This window comes from Roseicella frigidaeris (assembly GCF_003258945.1).
GTDB classification, from domain to species: Bacteria; Pseudomonadota; Alphaproteobacteria; order Acetobacterales; family Acetobacteraceae; genus Paracraurococcus; species Paracraurococcus frigidaeris.
In genome coordinates this window covers 1-15,764 of record NZ_QLIX01000047.1, presented here as the reverse complement: position 1 = coordinate 15,764, position 15,764 = coordinate 1, and the positions used below count along the sequence as shown (strand labels likewise).

The 15,764-nt window shown below is 71.7% G+C and carries 14 protein-coding genes; 9 read left to right on the top strand and 5 right to left on the bottom strand.

Annotated features, from left to right (window positions below):
- Nucleotides 1-94: 94 nt before the first annotated feature.
- The 4 genes from DOO78_RS25940 to DOO78_RS25925 all read right to left on the bottom strand — a co-directional run bounded on the left by DOO78_RS25940 (nucleotide 95) and on the right by DOO78_RS25925 (nucleotide 6,199).
- Nucleotides 95-1,309, bottom strand: coding sequence for a sugar transferase (locus tag DOO78_RS25940; RefSeq protein ID WP_207803071.1), 1,215 nt, complete (start codon nucleotides 1,307-1,309; stop codon nucleotides 95-97).
- A 524-nt stretch (nucleotides 1,310-1,833) separates the two neighbouring features.
- On the bottom strand, nucleotides 1,834-4,149 hold the full coding sequence (locus tag DOO78_RS25935) for a xanthine dehydrogenase family protein molybdopterin-binding subunit (RefSeq protein ID WP_111472784.1): 2,316 nt from the start codon (nucleotides 4,147-4,149) through the stop codon (nucleotides 1,834-1,836).
- A gap of 36 nt (nucleotides 4,150-4,185) precedes the next feature.
- The gene (locus DOO78_RS25930) at nucleotides 4,186-5,100 is read right to left on the bottom strand and encodes an SMP-30/gluconolactonase/LRE family protein (protein ID WP_111472783.1); all 915 of its coding nucleotides are present in this window, start codon (nucleotides 5,098-5,100) and stop codon (nucleotides 4,186-4,188) included.
- A gap of 61 nt (nucleotides 5,101-5,161) precedes the next feature.
- Nucleotides 5,162-6,199 (bottom strand): alpha/beta hydrolase, encoded by a 1,038-nt coding sequence (locus DOO78_RS25925; RefSeq protein ID WP_243634800.1) that lies wholly within the window; start codon nucleotides 6,197-6,199, stop codon nucleotides 5,162-5,164.
- 453 nt (nucleotides 6,200-6,652) lie between these two features.
- Between DOO78_RS25925 and DOO78_RS25920 the strand changes: the two genes are divergently transcribed.
- Nucleotides 6,653-7,291, top strand: a complete 639-nt coding sequence (locus DOO78_RS25920) for a nitrile hydratase subunit alpha (RefSeq protein ID WP_111472781.1) — start codon at nucleotides 6,653-6,655, stop codon at nucleotides 7,289-7,291.
- 38 nt (nucleotides 7,292-7,329) lie between these two features.
- Entirely contained in the window at nucleotides 7,330-7,953 is a 624-nt protein-coding gene (gene nthB / locus DOO78_RS25915) for a nitrile hydratase subunit beta (RefSeq protein ID WP_111472780.1), read from the top strand.
- Between the two features lie 27 nt (nucleotides 7,954-7,980).
- Here nthB and DOO78_RS25910 read toward each other — a convergent pair whose 3' ends face one another.
- Nucleotides 7,981-9,234, bottom strand: a complete 1,254-nt coding sequence (locus DOO78_RS25910) for an alpha/beta fold hydrolase (protein WP_207803070.1) — start codon at nucleotides 9,232-9,234, stop codon at nucleotides 7,981-7,983.
- Nucleotides 9,235-9,474: 240 nt separating this feature from the next.
- On the opposite strand from DOO78_RS25910, the gene DOO78_RS25905 reads away from it, so the two are divergent.
- From DOO78_RS25905 to DOO78_RS25875, 7 genes are all read left to right on the top strand, one after another.
- On the top strand, nucleotides 9,475-10,827 hold the full coding sequence (locus tag DOO78_RS25905; RefSeq protein ID WP_111472779.1) for an ABC transporter substrate-binding protein: 1,353 nt from the start codon (nucleotides 9,475-9,477) through the stop codon (nucleotides 10,825-10,827).
- A 49-nt stretch (nucleotides 10,828-10,876) separates the two neighbouring features.
- Complete coding sequence (locus tag DOO78_RS25900; protein ID WP_111472778.1) at nucleotides 10,877-11,755, top strand: phytanoyl-CoA dioxygenase family protein; 879 nt, start codon at nucleotides 10,877-10,879, stop codon at nucleotides 11,753-11,755.
- A gap of 60 nt (nucleotides 11,756-11,815) precedes the next feature.
- Nucleotides 11,816-12,217 carry a low affinity iron permease family protein gene (locus tag DOO78_RS25895; RefSeq protein ID WP_111472777.1) on the top strand — a complete coding sequence of 134 codons (402 nt, stop codon included), beginning with the start codon at nucleotides 11,816-11,818 and terminating at the stop codon, nucleotides 12,215-12,217.
- 75 nt (nucleotides 12,218-12,292) lie between these two features.
- Nucleotides 12,293-12,841, top strand: a complete 549-nt coding sequence (locus DOO78_RS25890; RefSeq protein ID WP_111472776.1) for an AAA family ATPase — start codon at nucleotides 12,293-12,295, stop codon at nucleotides 12,839-12,841.
- 48 nt (nucleotides 12,842-12,889) lie between these two features.
- Nucleotides 12,890-14,326, top strand: a complete 1,437-nt coding sequence (locus tag DOO78_RS25885) for a lactate utilization protein B (RefSeq protein WP_111472775.1) — start codon at nucleotides 12,890-12,892, stop codon at nucleotides 14,324-14,326.
- Nucleotides 14,323-15,087 carry a LutC/YkgG family protein gene (locus tag DOO78_RS25880; protein ID WP_111472774.1) on the top strand — a complete coding sequence of 255 codons (765 nt, stop codon included), beginning with the start codon at nucleotides 14,323-14,325 and terminating at the stop codon, nucleotides 15,085-15,087. The genes DOO78_RS25885 and DOO78_RS25880 overlap by 4 nt, the downstream gene beginning before the upstream one ends.
- Nucleotides 15,088-15,095: 8 nt before the next feature.
- A complete protein-coding gene (locus tag DOO78_RS25875; protein ID WP_111472773.1) occupies nucleotides 15,096-15,707 on the top strand; it encodes a Smr/MutS family protein in 612 nt (203 codons plus the stop codon).
- Nucleotides 15,708-15,764: the final 57 nt, after the last annotated feature.

Here is a 15,764-nt window from a genome sequence, read left to right as displayed (position 1 = left end):
GCCGCCTCCGCCCAGAAAGCCGAGGCTAGCGTCCGAACATGGGTCAACTCTCAGTGGCAACTTCACCCCAAACCAGGTCAGATCTCAGTGGCAATCAACAGCCTGGCTTCACCCGGTGGCGGATCGGGTAGCCGGCAACGGCCTCGCGGTAATGCTTGCCCTCGACCTGCATGCTGACCGCGTGGGGGCGCGGGCCGACCAGGCTCATCTCGCCGCGCAGCACGTTGAGGAGCTGCGGCAGCTCGTCGATGCTGAGGCGCCGCAGGATGCGCCCGATCGGCGTCACCCGCGGGTCCCGGGAGGCGGTGCGGTGCTGGCCCGTCGCATCGCCGCGATCGGCGTACATCGACCGGATCTTCCACACCGTGATGGTGCTGCCGCCGCAGCCGAAGCGGCGCTGCCGGAAGAAGGCGGGCCCGGGCGATTCCAGCCGGATCAGCAGGACGGCCAGCAGGATCAGCGGCGCGCAGAGCACGAGGCCGAACGCCGCGCCGATGATGTCGGTCGCCCGCTTCGCCAGGCCGGTATGACCGCTGAGCATGTTCGGCAGGAACTCGACGACGTCGCTCGTGACGGCCCGCGCGGCGCTCGCCTGGGCGGGAAGGTAGATGCTGACCGGCAACTCGGCGACGTGGTTGAGGATCCGCTCCTGCTGATCGGCCGGCACGGCCGCGAGCAGCACGGCCTCCACCACCCCGTCATCGACGAGCAGGCGCAGCTTCGCCAGTGCCGTCGGATCGTCATGGGCGAGGCTGCAGACGACCGCGGGCCGCAGGTCTTCGCTGAGCATGGCCGACACGGTGCCGGTCATGCCGCGATCGCAGAGGATGGCGATGCCGCCCGGCGTGAGGGCCCAGCCGGAGTCCCGCATGATGACCCGCATCAGGAAGATCGGGATGATCGAGACCAGCGCCCAGGCGGCGATGAACCGGACATCGGTCACCCCATGCAGGGCCTCGACGCAGAGCACGGTGGCAAATCCCAGCCCGAGGCTGGCGGCCACCTGCGCCGGGGTGGTGTAGACGGCGACGAGGGACGATCTGCGCGTGTAGTTCAGGAGCCGCCTGGCGAGATAGGACACCGCCACGATGGACGTGAACATCAGCGAGATGTGGATCCGTTCCGGCGTGGTGGTCCCGGACATCTCGATGACGCCGAAGCCTGCCAGGAGGATGAAGGCCAGTTCGGCGAAATTCCCCAGGACATGCGCCGTCTGCCGTTGCGTGACGCTGCGCTGGCCTCGTCCGGGTTCGACAAGGGTGGGGGGAAAGAGCGGGGCGGCGAGACTGCTTTCGGCATAGATCCTCACCGAAGGAGCGGAGCCGCTCGCATCCGAGCCAGGTTGTGCACGGCGGAAATGTCGATCCATGGTCCCATCCCAAAATGGAGACGGCTCAGCGCACGGCGCGGACGCTCTAGGGCAGAAACGTCCTGGTTGTTTCCAGTGCGTGAAGATCTATTTTTGGTATTGTAAGTATATTTAAAATACCGCCGCCCTCGGTTGTGTCGAAACGGTTCGACACAGACAATCCGCACGGAATTTTTTCGCGCATTTCGACCACCCGTCACGAACACGTATCATCTAGTGTTTCGTAATATTCTCGAATCGAAGGGGTGTCTACGGCGGCAATCCTCACAAATTTGATACATTCCTCAAAATAAGAACCGCATTTTGGAGAATGTATCTTTGATTGCTTTTTCTTGGCGGCAATAGCTGAATAGTTCTCATTGGCCGCAATAATCGCGGACAGGTAGAACTACAGATGGTGGATTAAACTTGCCGCGCATTGATCGGGCGTGCGGCCCGGCGGCGCAGGGCCCGCCGGGTTCCCGTCACGGCTCGACGGTTCGATCCCCCGGCGCCTGCATCGCCTGCCAGATCCGGAAGGGCGTCGCGGGCCCGTCGAAGCGGGTCACCCCCAGGGGCGCCAGCGCGTCGAGGATCGCATTGCCGATCGCGGGGAAGATCCCGCCGACCGCCGCCTCCCCCGCCCCCTTCACGCCGAGTGGGTTGGTGGTGCAGCGGGAGGGGTTGAAGGCGAGCAGGAAGGCCGGCAGGTCGCCGGCGCGCGGCAGGGCATAGTCGAGGAAGGAGCCGGCGATGGGCTGTCCCGCCGCGTCATACACGGCGTGTTCCAGCAAGGCCTGGCCCGCCCCCTGCGCCAGTGCGCCATGCGCCTGCCCGGCCGCGACCACGGGGTTGACCAGCACGCCGTAGTCATCGACGGCGACATGCCGGACCAGCGAGGCCTGGCCCGTCTCGGCATCGATCTCCACCTCGACCGCATGCGCGCCGTTCGGGAAGGTCATGTGCTGGCGCGTCCAGTGGTGGTAGGTGTCGAGCGGCGTCCCCGCCTCCCGCGCCAGCCCGGCGAGATCGAGCAGGCCGATGCTGCGGTTGCTCCCGGCCAGGGAGAAGAGGCCATCGGCGAAGCGGATGTCCGCTGCCTCGCCGCCCAGCGCCGCGGCGGCGATCCGCCGGCCCTTGGCGATGACCTCCTCCGCCGCCCGCCAGATGGCCGTGCCGGCCATGTAGGTGGCACGCGAGCTGCCATGCCCGCCGCCGATCGGGACCAGGTCGGTATCGCCCTGGCGCAGGTGGATGAGCCCGTCCGGCAGGCCGAGCCGGTCGGCCAGGATCTGCGGGAAGGTGGTCTCGTGCCCCTGGCCGATGGCCTGCGTGCCGGTGAGGAGCGAGACGCTGCCATCCGCCTCGAAGCGGATCTCGACATTCTCCTGCGGCGCGCCGCCGGTGCCCTTCAGGTGATAGGCGAAGCCAAGCCCGCGCAGCCGCCCGCGCGCCCGGCTCTCCGCCCGCCGGGCAGCGAAGCCGGGCAGGTCCGCCAGCACCAGCGCGGCATCGAAGCTTTCGCGGAACCGCCCGCTATCGACCGAGAAGCCGAGCGCATTGGTCATCGGCATCGCCGCGGCCGGGACGAAATTGCGCCGCCGCAGCTCCGCCCGGTCGAAGCCGCATTGCCGCGCCGCGGCGTCGATCAGCCGCTCCATGACGTTGATCGCCTCGGCGAAGCCCGGCGAGCGGGTGACGCCGACCGGCACGGTGTTGGTCAGCACCATCCGCACCTCGAGGGCGATGGCCGGGATGGCATAGGCGGTGCCCTGCAGATGCACGTACTGGTTGGTGTGCACCCCGGCCATGCCGCCGATGAGATAGGCGCCGATATTCGCCTCGCTCGCCACTCGCAGCGCCAGGAAGCGCCCCTCCGCATCCAGGGCCAGCGTCGCCTCCGCCGCGTGGTCGCGCGCCTGGTGGTCGCTCAGGAACAGCTCGGAACGGGTGGCGATCCACTTCACCGCCCGGCCCAGCCGCCGCGCCGCCCAGGGCAGCAGCGCATGCTCGGCGTAGAGGAAATTCTTCGCCCCGAAGCCGCCGCCCACATCCGGCGCGATGCAGCGCACGGCGGCCGGCGGCACCGCCAGCGCGCGCGCCACCAGGTCGCGGATGCCGTGGATGTTCTGGCTGGAGAGATGCACGACATAGCGCCCCGCCACCGCGTCCCAGGCGCCGATCACGCCGCGCGGCTCCATCGGGCAGGTGACGATGCGGTGGTTGCGCAGCCGCAGCGTGACGCGATGCGCCGCCTGGGCGAAGGCGGCCTCGACCGCCGCATGGTCGCCCCAGCGCCAGTCGAGGCAGGTGTTGCGCGGCACGCCCTCGGCGATCTGCGGCGCGCCGGGCGCCCGCGCCGCTGCGGCGGTGGTGAGGACGGGCAGCGGCGCGTAGTCCACCGCGATGCGCTCCAGCGCATCCAGCGCCTGCGCCCGCGTCTCGGCGACGACCAGCGCCACCGGCTCGCCGGCATGGCGCACCCGGTCCTCGGCCAGCAGGGGCTGCGGCAGGAAGGCAAGGCGCTCGCCGGTCTGCGCGTTGGTCTCGAGGCTCGGCCGCATCGGCTGCAGCCCATCCGCCCGCAGCTCGGCGCCGGTCAGCACGGCGAGCACGCCGGGGCTGGCGCGCGCCGCCGCCGTCTCGATGCCGCGGATCGCCGCATGCGCATGCGGCGAGCGCAGCAGCGCGGCATGCGCCAGCCCCTCGAAGGCCAGATCGTCGAGATAGCGCCCGGCGCCGGTGAGGAAGCGCTGGTCCTCGCGCCGCCGCGGCCGGTCGCCGATCCCTGAACGGTTCATCCTGGCGCGCCCCTGCCCGACGCTCGTCGCCCCGGCCTATTGCTGGAAGTTGAGCCGCAGCCCGGGCTCCGGCCAGCGCATCTGGCCGAGCGCCCCCTCGCCCGAGAGGGTGATGGTGGCGGTGCGCATGTCCGGCCCGCCGAAGCAGATATTCGTCGGATGCGTGTCCGGCATCGCCACCTGGTCGAGCACCCGCCCATCCGGCGCGAAGACCGTGATCTTGCCGGTGACGAGCGTCGCCACGCAGATATTGCCGGAGGCGGTGACCGCCAGGCTGTCGAAGCGGCAGAAGCCCGGCAGGCTGCCGAGGCAACGCCCGCCATGCGGCGAGGGGAAGGGCTCCTTCCGCAGCACGCCCGGCGATTCCACCGTGAAGGCCCAGAGGCGCGCGGATTCGGTGTCCGCCACATAGACCGTCGCCTCGTCCGGGGAGAGGCCGACGCCGTTGGCGCTCAGGATCGGATAGGCGATCTCCCGCACCGAGGACCCGTCCGGCATGGCGTAGTACAGCCCGCCATGGTCGCGCGACGTCGCGTAGCGCTTGCCGAGATCGGTGAAGTAGAAGCCGCCATGCCGATCGAAGACCAGGTCGTTCGGCGCCGAGAGCTTGTGGCCGTTGGCCGCCTTGTAGAGCAGGCGGCGGGCGCCGGTCGCCGGATCGACCCGCTCGACCGAGCCGTATTCGTAGTCGTCGGACGGGCCCTGCCCCATGAAGCTGTCCGGCAGGTAGCGGCTGCCGCCGTTGTTGCAGAGGATCAGCGCCCCATCCGGCGCCCGCGCCAGCCCGTTCGGCCCGCCCGCCGCCTGGCCCAGCCGCGTCACCTGGCCATCGGCCCCGACGCGGGTGACCCAGCCGCCATTGATCTCGGTGAGCAGGATGCTGCCATCCGCCATCGCCACCGGCCCCTCCGGGAAGCCGAGGCCACGGGCCAGGATGCGGATGTCGTTCATGGCGTTTCCTTCCCTTTTTCCGCCGGCCTTTGTTCGCCGGCCTTCCTCCGCCGGGCCGGCCCTATCCGGCCGGCGAGAAGGCGAAGCGCAGCGCGCGGCTCATCACCGTGGGCACGACGGAGGCGTGGTTCTCCCCCGCCGCCTCGACGAATTCGGTGCGCAGCCCGGGCAGGGCGGCCAGCCGGCCGGCCATGGCGCGCGCGCCCTCCACCATGGCGCGCCGACCGAGCAGGGCCGCCCGCGCCGCCGCATCGGGCGATTGCCGCTGCCCGGGCGGCAGGCTCTGCTCCTCGCCGCCGACCGCCATGAACAGGCCGAGCCCGGCCGGCACGGGGGCCGCGGCGAAGCGCGCCTCCTCCCGCAGCACCAGCCTGTCGCCGAACCAGATCGAGGGGCTGATGGCGAGATAGTCACGGAAGCCGCCGGGGCGGGTGAAGAGGGCGTGCAGCACCAGCAGCCCGCCATAGGAATGCCCGAACAGCGCCTGCCGCCGCGCATCGACCGGATGGGCGGCGGCAACCGCCGGCTGCACCGTCTCGGCGAGGAGATCGAGGAAGGCCTCGGCGCCGCCGGTCGGGCCCGGCGCCGGGAACAGGTCCGGGGCCGGCGGCGGATCGCCGGCGGCGCGCGGCGGCAGCGCCGGCGTGTAGTCGAGGGCGCGCCGGCGCAGGTCCAGCATCTCCTCCGTCGGATAGCCGATGCCGACCACCAGCGCCGGCAGCACCCCGGTCCCCACCGGGCGCGCGGATTGCGAGCGCATGGCGTGATAGGCGGTGGCGAAGGCCGCGTTGCCGTCGAGCAGGTAGAGGACCGGCCAGCCCGCCGCGGGCGGGTCGCCGGGCGGCTTGCCGATCATGAGGCGATAGGCGGCGCCGCCGCGCGCGGTGAGGAGCCGCTCCGTGGCCCCGGGAAGGGTCACCGCCGCCCCGTCGGCGCCGGCTTGCGCCCGCGCCCGGCCGCCGCAGGCGGGCGCGGCGAGGAGGCCGGCGAGCAGGGCCCGGCGCGGCAATGATGCGGCCGGGGCGCCGCGCCGCGCCGGGATCGCCGGGCAGGCGCCGTCGATGGAACCTGCCGCTGCCTGCATCCTCGCCACGTCCACTCCCGCCCGATCCGGGCCCGATGGTGCCGGGGGGATTCCGGCGAGGCAAGGCGTGGCCCGCCGGACCACGATCCGCTCCCTCCGGTTCGCGGACCCTGGTCCGGCGCGGTGTTGGGTCGCGTGAGGCACGCCTTCGGTGATGCCATCTCAGGCGATCATGCTCGAGAACGGATCCCGATCAGGCGGATTCACCTGATCGGGTGAAGAGGCTCCGACAATGACAGGCTGGAGCTTTTGCCGTGAAGGCGGGTGACCGGAACATGCCCCAGGCGGCGGGTGCTGCGGCCGATGCGGGCGAGGCACGCCATCGCTGCTGAGCGCCGGCGTGACGCCGCCGGCCCGGCATGCGATGGTGCGGACCTTGCCTGCCCGCGTGATGCGTCACGGCCCGGCCCGCCTGCCGGGGCCGTGACGGCGTGGGGCGGGCCGACCCGACGAGAAGGAGGCGATCCCATGCCCGATGGCCGCACCATCCCCGAGCGCGTCCTGGTCTCGCATGTGCCGGCCTCCGCGCCCCGCCCGGCCGTGGCGCCGGTCGAGCAGCGCGCCGCCGCGATCGAGCAGCTCCTGAACGAGGCGGGGCAGGGGGCGAGTGCCTTCGCCGACGAGTTCATCGCCCATGCCGACGAGAAGTGGGTGCCGCAGAACGGCGCCCGCGTCGTGGCGAAGGCCTGGACCGACCCGGCCTTCCGAGCCCGCCTGCTCGCCGATGGCCGCGAGGCGGTGAAGGAGCTCGGCCTCTCCATGCCGCCGCATCACCGCCATCTCGTGGTGCTGGAGAACACGCCGACGGTGCACAACGTGATCGTCTGCACGCTCTGCTCCTGCACCGCCTTCACGATCATCGGGCTGGCGCCGGATTGGTACAAGGATCTCGAATACCGCGCCCGCGTGGTGCGGGAGGCGCGCAGCGTGCTGCGGGAGATGGGCCTCGACCTGCCGCCCGACATCGAGATCCGCGTCTGGGACACCACCGCCGACACGCGCTACATGGTGCTCCCGGTGCAGCCGCCGGAGAGCATCGGTTGGCCGGAGGAGCGGCTGGCGGCGCTGGTGACGCAGGATTCCATGATCGGCGTCTCGCGGCTGTAACGCCGGCCCGACGGGTGTTGACGTAGGGAGGGAATGCGATGGACGGCGTGCACGATCTCGGCGGCAGGCAGGGCTTCGGGCCGGTGCGGCACACGGAATTCGCCCCGGCCTTCCATGCGGGTTGGGAGAAGCGGATCAACGCGCTCTACTCCCTCGCGGTGAAGCGCGGCATCTTCAACATGGACGAGTACCGCCACGCCATCGAGCGGATGGAGCCGCGGCACTATCTCTCGGCCAGCTATTTCGAGCGCACCATGACCTCCCTCGCCACGCTCTGCGTGGAGAAGGGGGTGCTGACGCGGGAGGCGCTCGAGGCGGCCGCCGGCGGCGGCTTCCCGCTCGCCCGGCCCTCGGCCCCCGGCCGCGGCAATGCGCCGGACCGCGAGACCTTCCGGCCCGGTGACCATGTGCAGGTGCGGGACGAGCATTTCGCCGGCCATGTGCGCATGCCCGGCTATATCCGCGGCAAGCGCGGCGTGGTGGTGAGCGAGAGTCCGGCCTATCCCTTCCCCGACGCGCATGCGCATGGCGTCGAGGCGGCGGACGAGCCGACCTATGATGTCCGCTTCCGCAGCGAGGAGCTCTGGCCGAATGGCGGCGAGAGCGCCCTGGTGCATGTGGCGGTGTTCCAGAGCTACCTCATGCGGGTGCCGGCGCCCTGAGGCGCCGGCCGGCGTTGCGCGCCGCCCTCACCCCCGCCCCGCCATCTCCTGCAGCACCGGCAGCAGATGCGGCTTCAGCCCGGGCCAATTCTCGCTCATCGGGAAATGCCCGATCCCGGGCATGATCACCGCCTGCGCCCCCGGGATCGCCGCCGCCGTCGCCCGGGTGTCCTCCGGCCGGCAGGAATAGTCGAACTCGCCGGTCAGCAGCGCCACGGGGCAGCGCGTGGTGTCGATGCGGCCGAGCTTGCTGCGCAGGTCGCCCTCCTCGGCATAGAAATGCAGGTCGCCGCGGAACACGCCCGGGCCGCCCTGCATGTAGTGCCAGAGCGTCTCCCAGCGCGCCGCCTCCGGCGCCGCCGGGCCGATGAGGCCGGAGACCATGGCGCCGCAGACCTCGCCGCCATGAATGCGCGGATGGTGCAGCACCGAGAGGTCGTAATAGCTGCCGGTGAAGGCGCTGCCCTGCAGCCCGACCACGCCGCGCAGCGCCTCGGCATGCTCGGCGGCGAGGTCGAGCACGATCCGCCCGCCGATGGAGCAGCCGATGACGATCGGCCGCTCCAGCCGCAGCGCCCGCGCCACCGTCATGACCAGGCCGGTATAGGCCGCCGTGGTCAGCCGGTACTCCTCCTGCTCCCAGCCCGGCGGCGGCGAGGATTTGCCGTGCCAGGGCATGTCGAAGGCGATGCAGCGGAATTGCCGGGTGATCTCGGCATCGTTCAGCATCTCGCGCCATTGCCGCCCGTCGCTGCCGGCGGTGTGCAGCAGCAGCAGCGGGGTGCCGCTGCCCGCCTCCTCGACATAAAGGCGGTGCGGCCGCCCCTCGATGTCGAGGCGGAGATAGCGGCCGGCGACCGGCTCGAAGCTCGGCTCGCCCCAGGGGCGCGGCGGCACCACCTCGCGCAGCCGCGGCGGCCCCTGCCGCAGCAGGGCGAGCGCCGCCTTGAACCAGGCGAGATGGGCAAAGAAGATCGCGGTGTCGCCCTCGATGCCGAGCGCCCCCTGACGGCGCAGCGCCAGCAGGTCGTTCCAGCCCGGCACCGGCTCGGGGGCGAGGAAGCGGGCCATGCCCTCGGCCGAGAGGCGCAGCGCCAGGGTCCAGGAGGGCAGGGTGAAGGGGCCGCGGCGCAACTCGGTGACCAGGCCGCGGCGGATCGCCGCCAGCCAGGTGCGGTCGCCGATCTCGAGCAGCAGGTCCGCATCCAGCGTCGCGCCGCGGCGCGCCAGCCCCGGCGCCGCGGCGATGCGCGCCGGCCAGCCGGCCATGGCCTGGTTCATCCTCGTTCCTCCCCAGCAGACGGGGGAGGCTAGAGCGTGATCGCCTGAGGTGGAAACACCGAAGGCGTGAATCACGCGACAAAACAATAGGCTAGATCATGGTCCGTGAACCCGGGTGAACGGACCATGGTCTGGAGCGCATTTGTCCCGGCCGGAACACGGCGGAAGCGGCGATCGGGTCATTCCACCTTCCGCCGGGCTGTTCTAGCCTCGCCGGAACAACAGAGACGGGAGGACGGCATGACAGGGTCAGAGGAGCGCAAGCCCGGCCGGCGCGCGGCCATGATGCTCGGCGTCGGGACCCTCGGCGCGGGGCTCGCCCTCGGCGCCCGCGCGGCGCGCGCCATCCCCGTCGCCAACGTCCCGTCGCCCGGCTACCGGCCGGAGCCGGGCGCCCGGTTGCGGGTGCTGCGGCCGGCCAAGTTCATCGACCCGGACGAGGCGATCTTCAACGCCAATTCCCGCCGCTTCACCGAGCAGACCGGCATCGAGGTGCGGGTTGATTACGTGAACTGGCCGGACATGCCGGTGCAGGTGGCGGTCGCCTACAACACCGGGCAGGGCGCCGATGTCATCATCGGCTTCGGCGCCGACCCGCATCTCTACGCCGAGAAGGTGGTGGAGATGACCGACCTCGCCACCTATCTCGGCGCCAGATATGGCGGCTGGTACGACCTGGCGCAGGTCTATGGCCGCAAATACCGCAGCGACACCTGGCTCGGCCTGCCGATGGGCGGCAGCAGCAGCCCGGTGGTCTATCGCCGCTCCTGGCTGCAGGAGGCGGGGTTCGCGGCGATGCCGAACGATCTCGGCGAATTCCTCAAGCTTTGCCAGGGCTTGAAGCGCATCGGCCATCCCGCCGGCTTCGCCCTCAGCCACGCCCCGGGCGACGCGCCGGCCTATGCCAATTGGCTGCTCTGGTCGCATGGCGCGGCGCTGGTGGACGAGGAGGGCAAGGTCACGCTGGACAGCCCGGCGACGGCGCGGGCCCTCGACTACGCCCGGGCGCTGCAGGAGACGCTGGTGCCGGGGACCATGGCCTGGAACGGCGCCTCCAACAACCGCGCCTTCGTCGCCGGCGAGATCGGGCTGACGCAGAACGGCGTCTCCATCTATTTCTCGGCCAAGACCGCGAATGACGCGGCGCAGAACGCGGTCGCCGCCGATACCGACCATGCCGAGATGCCGCATGGCCAGGCGCCCAAGGCGCCGTCGACGGCGCTGACGCTGAACGCCATGGTGCCGCGCTATACGCGTTACCCGCAGGCCGCGAAGGAGTATATCCGCTTCATGATGGAGGCGGAGCAGTACGACCCCTGGCTCACCGGCTGCCTCGGCTACTGGTCGCAGCCGCTGAAGGCCTATGCCGAGAGCGCGGTCTGGTCCTCCGACCCCAAGCTCGCCGTCTACCGCGCCGGCATGGACACCCCCTTCTACGAGGGCTTCCGTGGCCCGATCAGCGCGGCGGCCGGGGCGGTGGTGGAGAACTGGGTCGTGGTCGACATGTTCGCCCGCGTCGCCACCGGCCAGCAGACGCCGGCCGAGAGCATGCGCGAGGCGCAGCGCGCCGCGCGGCGCTGGTACCGGGGCTGACGCGGATCGGCCCCCAGGAAAGACCAACAGGAAGGACGGGAAACGCACCATGCTCACCGAAGCCCAGAAGGCGGAATACGACCGGGTCGGCGCCATCGTCGTCCCCGATGTGCTGAGCGCGGCCGAGATCGCCGAGCTGCGCGCCGTGACCGACGGCTTCGTCGAGCGGGCGCGGCAGGTGACGGCGCATGACGCGATCTACGACCTCGAGGACAGCCACACGCCGCAGCAGCCGCGGGTGCGGCGGATCAAGGCGCCGCACCTGCACCACGAGGCCTATGGGCGGCTGGTGCGCCACCCCGGCATCGTCGCCTGCCTGCAATCCCTCTGGGGCCCGGACATCCGCTTCGACACGGCGAAGCTGAACCTGAAATCCGCCGGCTTCGGCGCCGCGGTGGAATGGCACCAGGACTGGGCCTTCTACCCGCACACCAATGACGACCTGGCCGCGGTCGGCGTCACGATGGACGACATGGAGCTGGAGAACGGCCCGCTGCTGATCATCCCGGGCAGCCACAAGGACCCGGTGGTCCATGACCACCATGGCGAGGACGGCTGCTTCTGCGGCGCCATGGACCCGAGCAAGAAGGAGGTGGACTACGGCGCCGCCGTGCCGCTGACGGGCAAGGCCGGCTCCATCACCATCCACCATGTGCGGGCGGTGCATGGCTCGGCGCCCAACACCTCGAACCGCGACCGGCGGCTGCTGCTGTTCCAATTCCGCGCCGCCGATGCCTGGCCGCTGCTCGGCTTCCCCGAGGGGATCGAGGCCTATGACCGGCTGATGGTCGCCGGCACGCCGGGGCTCTCGCCGCGCCTCGCCCCGGTGCCGGTGCGCCTGCCGCTGCCGCCGGCCGGCAAGCAGGGCTCGATCTACGAGAACCAGAAGGGGCTGAAGAACCGCTTCTTCGCCGCCGCGGCCGAATAGATGGCAGAGGTTTAATCGCCGCGTCCGCAACGAAGCCTGGGGCATGGGCGTTCCTCGCCCATGCCCCAGCCGCACCCCTCCCGCTTCGCGCGTGTCGCGCAATGGGCCTCCTGTCAGGCCGGGCGGCCCTGGGCCTTCATCCTGGCGCTGCTGACGGTGGTGGTCTGGGCGGTGAGCGGGCCGCTCTTCGCCTGGTCCGACACCTGGCAGCTCGTGATCAACACGGGCACGACCATCATCACCTTCCTGATGGTCTTCCTCATCCAGCATGCGCAGAACCGCGACACCCAGGCGATCCATGTGAAGCTCGACGAGCTGATCCGGGCGACGCAGGGCGCGCACAACCGCCTCATCGCCCTCGAGGACCAGAGCGAGGAGGACCTCGCCGAGGCACGCGCCGAGCTCAGGCGGGTGGCGGAGACGACCGAGGAGGCGAAGCGGCTGGTGCAGGCGCGGCCGTAATACCAAGCGAGCGACGGTGAAGCCGGCCTGCGCTCGGTATCAGGCGGCCGCCGCCTGTCCCGCGCCGGAGGACCGATGCCAGCAGGAAATCGCTTCTTCGTCATCACCGGTGGCCCGGGCGCGGGCAAGAGCACGCTGGTCGCGGCGCTGGCGGCATCAGGCCTCGCGCACCGGCCGGAGGTCGGGCGGGCCATCATCAAGGACCAGGTGGCGATCGACGGCCCCGCCCTGCCCTGGGCCGACCGTGGCCTCTTCGCCGAGCTGATGCTGGCCGCCGAGCTGCGCGCCTACCGCGAGGCCGCCGCCCAGGGCGGCACCGTGATCTTCGACCGCGGCCTCCCCGACGTCATCGGCTACCTGACGGTTTGCGGCCTGCCGGTGCCGGGCCATATGCGCCGCGCCGCCGAAGGCTGCCGCTACGCGCCCGAGGTCTTCCTCGCCCCGCCCTGGCCGGCGATCTTCGGCCAGGACGGGGAGCGGAAGCAGTCCTTCGAGGAGGCCTGCGCGACCCATGCGGCGATGCGCGAGGTCTATGCGGCGCTCGGCTACCGGACGGTGCCGCTGCCGCTGGCGCCGGTCGAGGCGCGGCTCCGCTTCGTCCTGGCCCGGATCGGGCCCCGCTGACCCGGCCTGCCCGAGACGCTACACTCGCGCCCAGACAGGAGCCTGCCCGTGGTCGCCATCACCTCGCCCGCCTTCAAGGAGAACGCCGCCCGCGCCCTGGCCGACCCCGGCCTGCAGAAGGCGCTCGGCACCGCCAAGGGCGCCTTCCTGCAACGGCGCGCCCAGGCCGTGGCCAACCTGCCGGAATTCGAGCAGCTCCGGAACATCGGCCGCGACATCAAGAACCACACCCTCGCCAATCTCGACTTCTACCTCGAGGCCTATGAGACCAAGGTGAAGGCGGCCGGCGGCCAGGTGCACTGGTGCAGCACCGCCGACGACGCCCGCGCCGCCGTGCTCGAGATCTGCCGCAAGGCCGGCGCCCGGACCGTCACCAAGGGCAAGTCGATGATCTCCGAGGAGCTCGGGATCAACGCGCATCTGGAAGCCCATGGCATCCGCCCGGTCGAGACCGATCTCGGCGAGTACATCCTGCAGCTCCGCCAGGAACACCCGAGCCACATCATCGCCCCCGCCTTCCACCTCAACCGCGAGGACTGGGAGGCGGATTTCCGCCGCCTGCACACCGACCTGCCGCCCGACCGCGTCTTCCACGAGCGGCGCGACATCCTGGCCGAGGCCCGCACCAAGCTGCGGGAGAAATTCATCGCCGCCGATGTCGGCATCACCGGCGCCAATTTCCTCATCGCCGAGACCGGCAGCAGCGTCATCGTCACGAATGAGGGCAATGGCGACCTGACCCAGACCCTGCCGCGGGTCCATATCGCCCTCGCCTCCATCGAGAAGGTGGTGCCGACGCTGGAGGATGCCTGCAACATGCTGCGGCTGCTGGCGCGCAGCGCGACCGGGCAGGATTTCTCCGTCTACACCACCTTCAGCACCGGCGCCCGGCGCGAGGCCGACCTGGACGGGCCGGACGAGTACCATGTGGTACTGGTCGACAACGGCCGTTCCAACATGATCGGCACCGAGTTCCAGGAGATGCTGCGCTGCATCCGCTGCGCCGCCTGCATGAACCACTGCCCGGTCTATGGCGCGGTCGGCGGTCATGCCTATGGCTGGGTCTATCCCGGCCCGATGGGCTCGGTGCTGACACCCTCCCTCGTCGGCATCGAGAAGACCGGGCTGCTGCCCAATGCGTCGACCTTCTGCGGCCGCTGCGAGAGCGTCTGCCCGGTGAAGATCCCGTTGCCCGGCCTGATGCGCCACTGGCGGGAGCGGGAGTTCGAGCGGCACCTGACCCCCGCGGCGCAGCGGACCAATATCGGCCTCTGGGCCTGGTTCGCCCGCCGTCCCACCGCCTATCGCTGGGCGACGCGGGCGGCGATCGGCGCGCTCGGCCTGCTCGGCCGCGGCAAGGGCGCCTTCCATTCCCTGCCGCTCGCGGGCGGCTGGACCAAGGGGCGCGACCTGCCGGTGCCCGAGCCCGGCGGCACCTTCATGGCCCGCTACGCCAAGACGCGGCGCGGCGGCCCCCGCGCATGACCAAGGACGCCATCCTCGGCGCCATCCGGCGCGGGCTGAAGCGCGGCCCGCTGCCGGCCGACCAGCAGGCGATGCTGGGCGGGCGGCTGGCCAGCCATCCGCGCCACCTGATCCCGGCCCGCTCGCGCCTGCCGCGGCCCGACCAGGTCGCGCTCTTCGTGCGCAACGTCGAGAAGGAGTTCGGCACGGTCGAGCGGGTGCCGGACCTCGACGGCGTGCCGGCGGCGCTGGCCGAGTATCTCGCGGCGCAGAACCTGCCCTCGCGCTTCGTCCTTGCGCCCAACCCGGAATTCGAGGGCATCCCCTGGGCCGACCGGCCGCTGCTCGCCTTCGAGCGCCGCCGGGCGCAGCCGACCGACCAGGTGAGCGTGCAGCATGGCTGGGCCGGCATCGCCGAGACGGGGACGCTGATGCTGCCCTCCGGCCCCGGCCGCCCGACGACGCTGAACCTGCTGGTCGAGACCGAGGTGGTGGTGCTGCGCGCCAGCACCATCGTCGGCGCCTATGAGGAGGCCTGGGACCGGCTGCGGGCGGAAAGCCGCGACGCCCGCTCGGGCGGCTTCATGCCGCGCAACATCATGTTCGTCACCGGCCCCTCGCGCTCGGCCGATATCGAGCAGACGCTCGAGCTCGGCGCGCATGGCCCGCGCCGCCTGCACGTCATCCTCGTCGATGACGACCCCGCCGCCCTGCCGCCTGGCGACGCCACCCCGCCGCCGCCGGCCGCGGTGCCGGGCGGGCCGGCCGCCCCGGGCGACTGAGGGTCGGGATGGCGCGGCGCAACGGGGCGGCGGGGGCGGGGCGTCCCGCGCCCGCGCAGCCCCGCCCGCGCCGCGGCCTGACCGAGGCGGAACGGGCGCTCTGGCAGCTCTACACGGTGCGGGCGCAGGTGGCGCCGCTGCCGGGGAAGGCGCTGCCGGCGCCGGCAGCCGCCCCGCCGGCGCCGCCGCCCGCCGCCCGCCAGGCGCCGGCGCCCGCCCTGGTGCCGAAGCCGGCCCCCGCGGCGCTGCCGCATCGCGGCGTCGAGCTGCAGATCGGCCAGGCGCCGGCCGGTCTCGATGCCCGCCGCTGGAAGTCGCTGCGCCGCGGCGAGACCCGGCCGGAGCGCACCCTCGACCTGCATGGCCGCCGCGCCCAGGATGCGCATGCCGCCGTCCGCCGCTTCCTGCACGAGGCGCAGCAGGACGGGCTGCGCTGCGTCGCCATCGTCACCGGCAAGGGCTCGATCGGGCAGGAGCCGGGGGTGCTGCGGCGGGAACTGCCGCACTGGCTGAACGCGCCCGAGCTGCGGCCCCTGCTGCTCGGCGCGGCGCATTTCGCCGCCGGCAACCCGGGCGCGGTGGTGCTGCTGCTGCGGCGGCCGCGGGGGCTGCGGGGATGACGCCCTTCGGTGCCCGGCTGCGCGCGCTGCGCGAGGCCTATGGCGTGACCCAGGCCG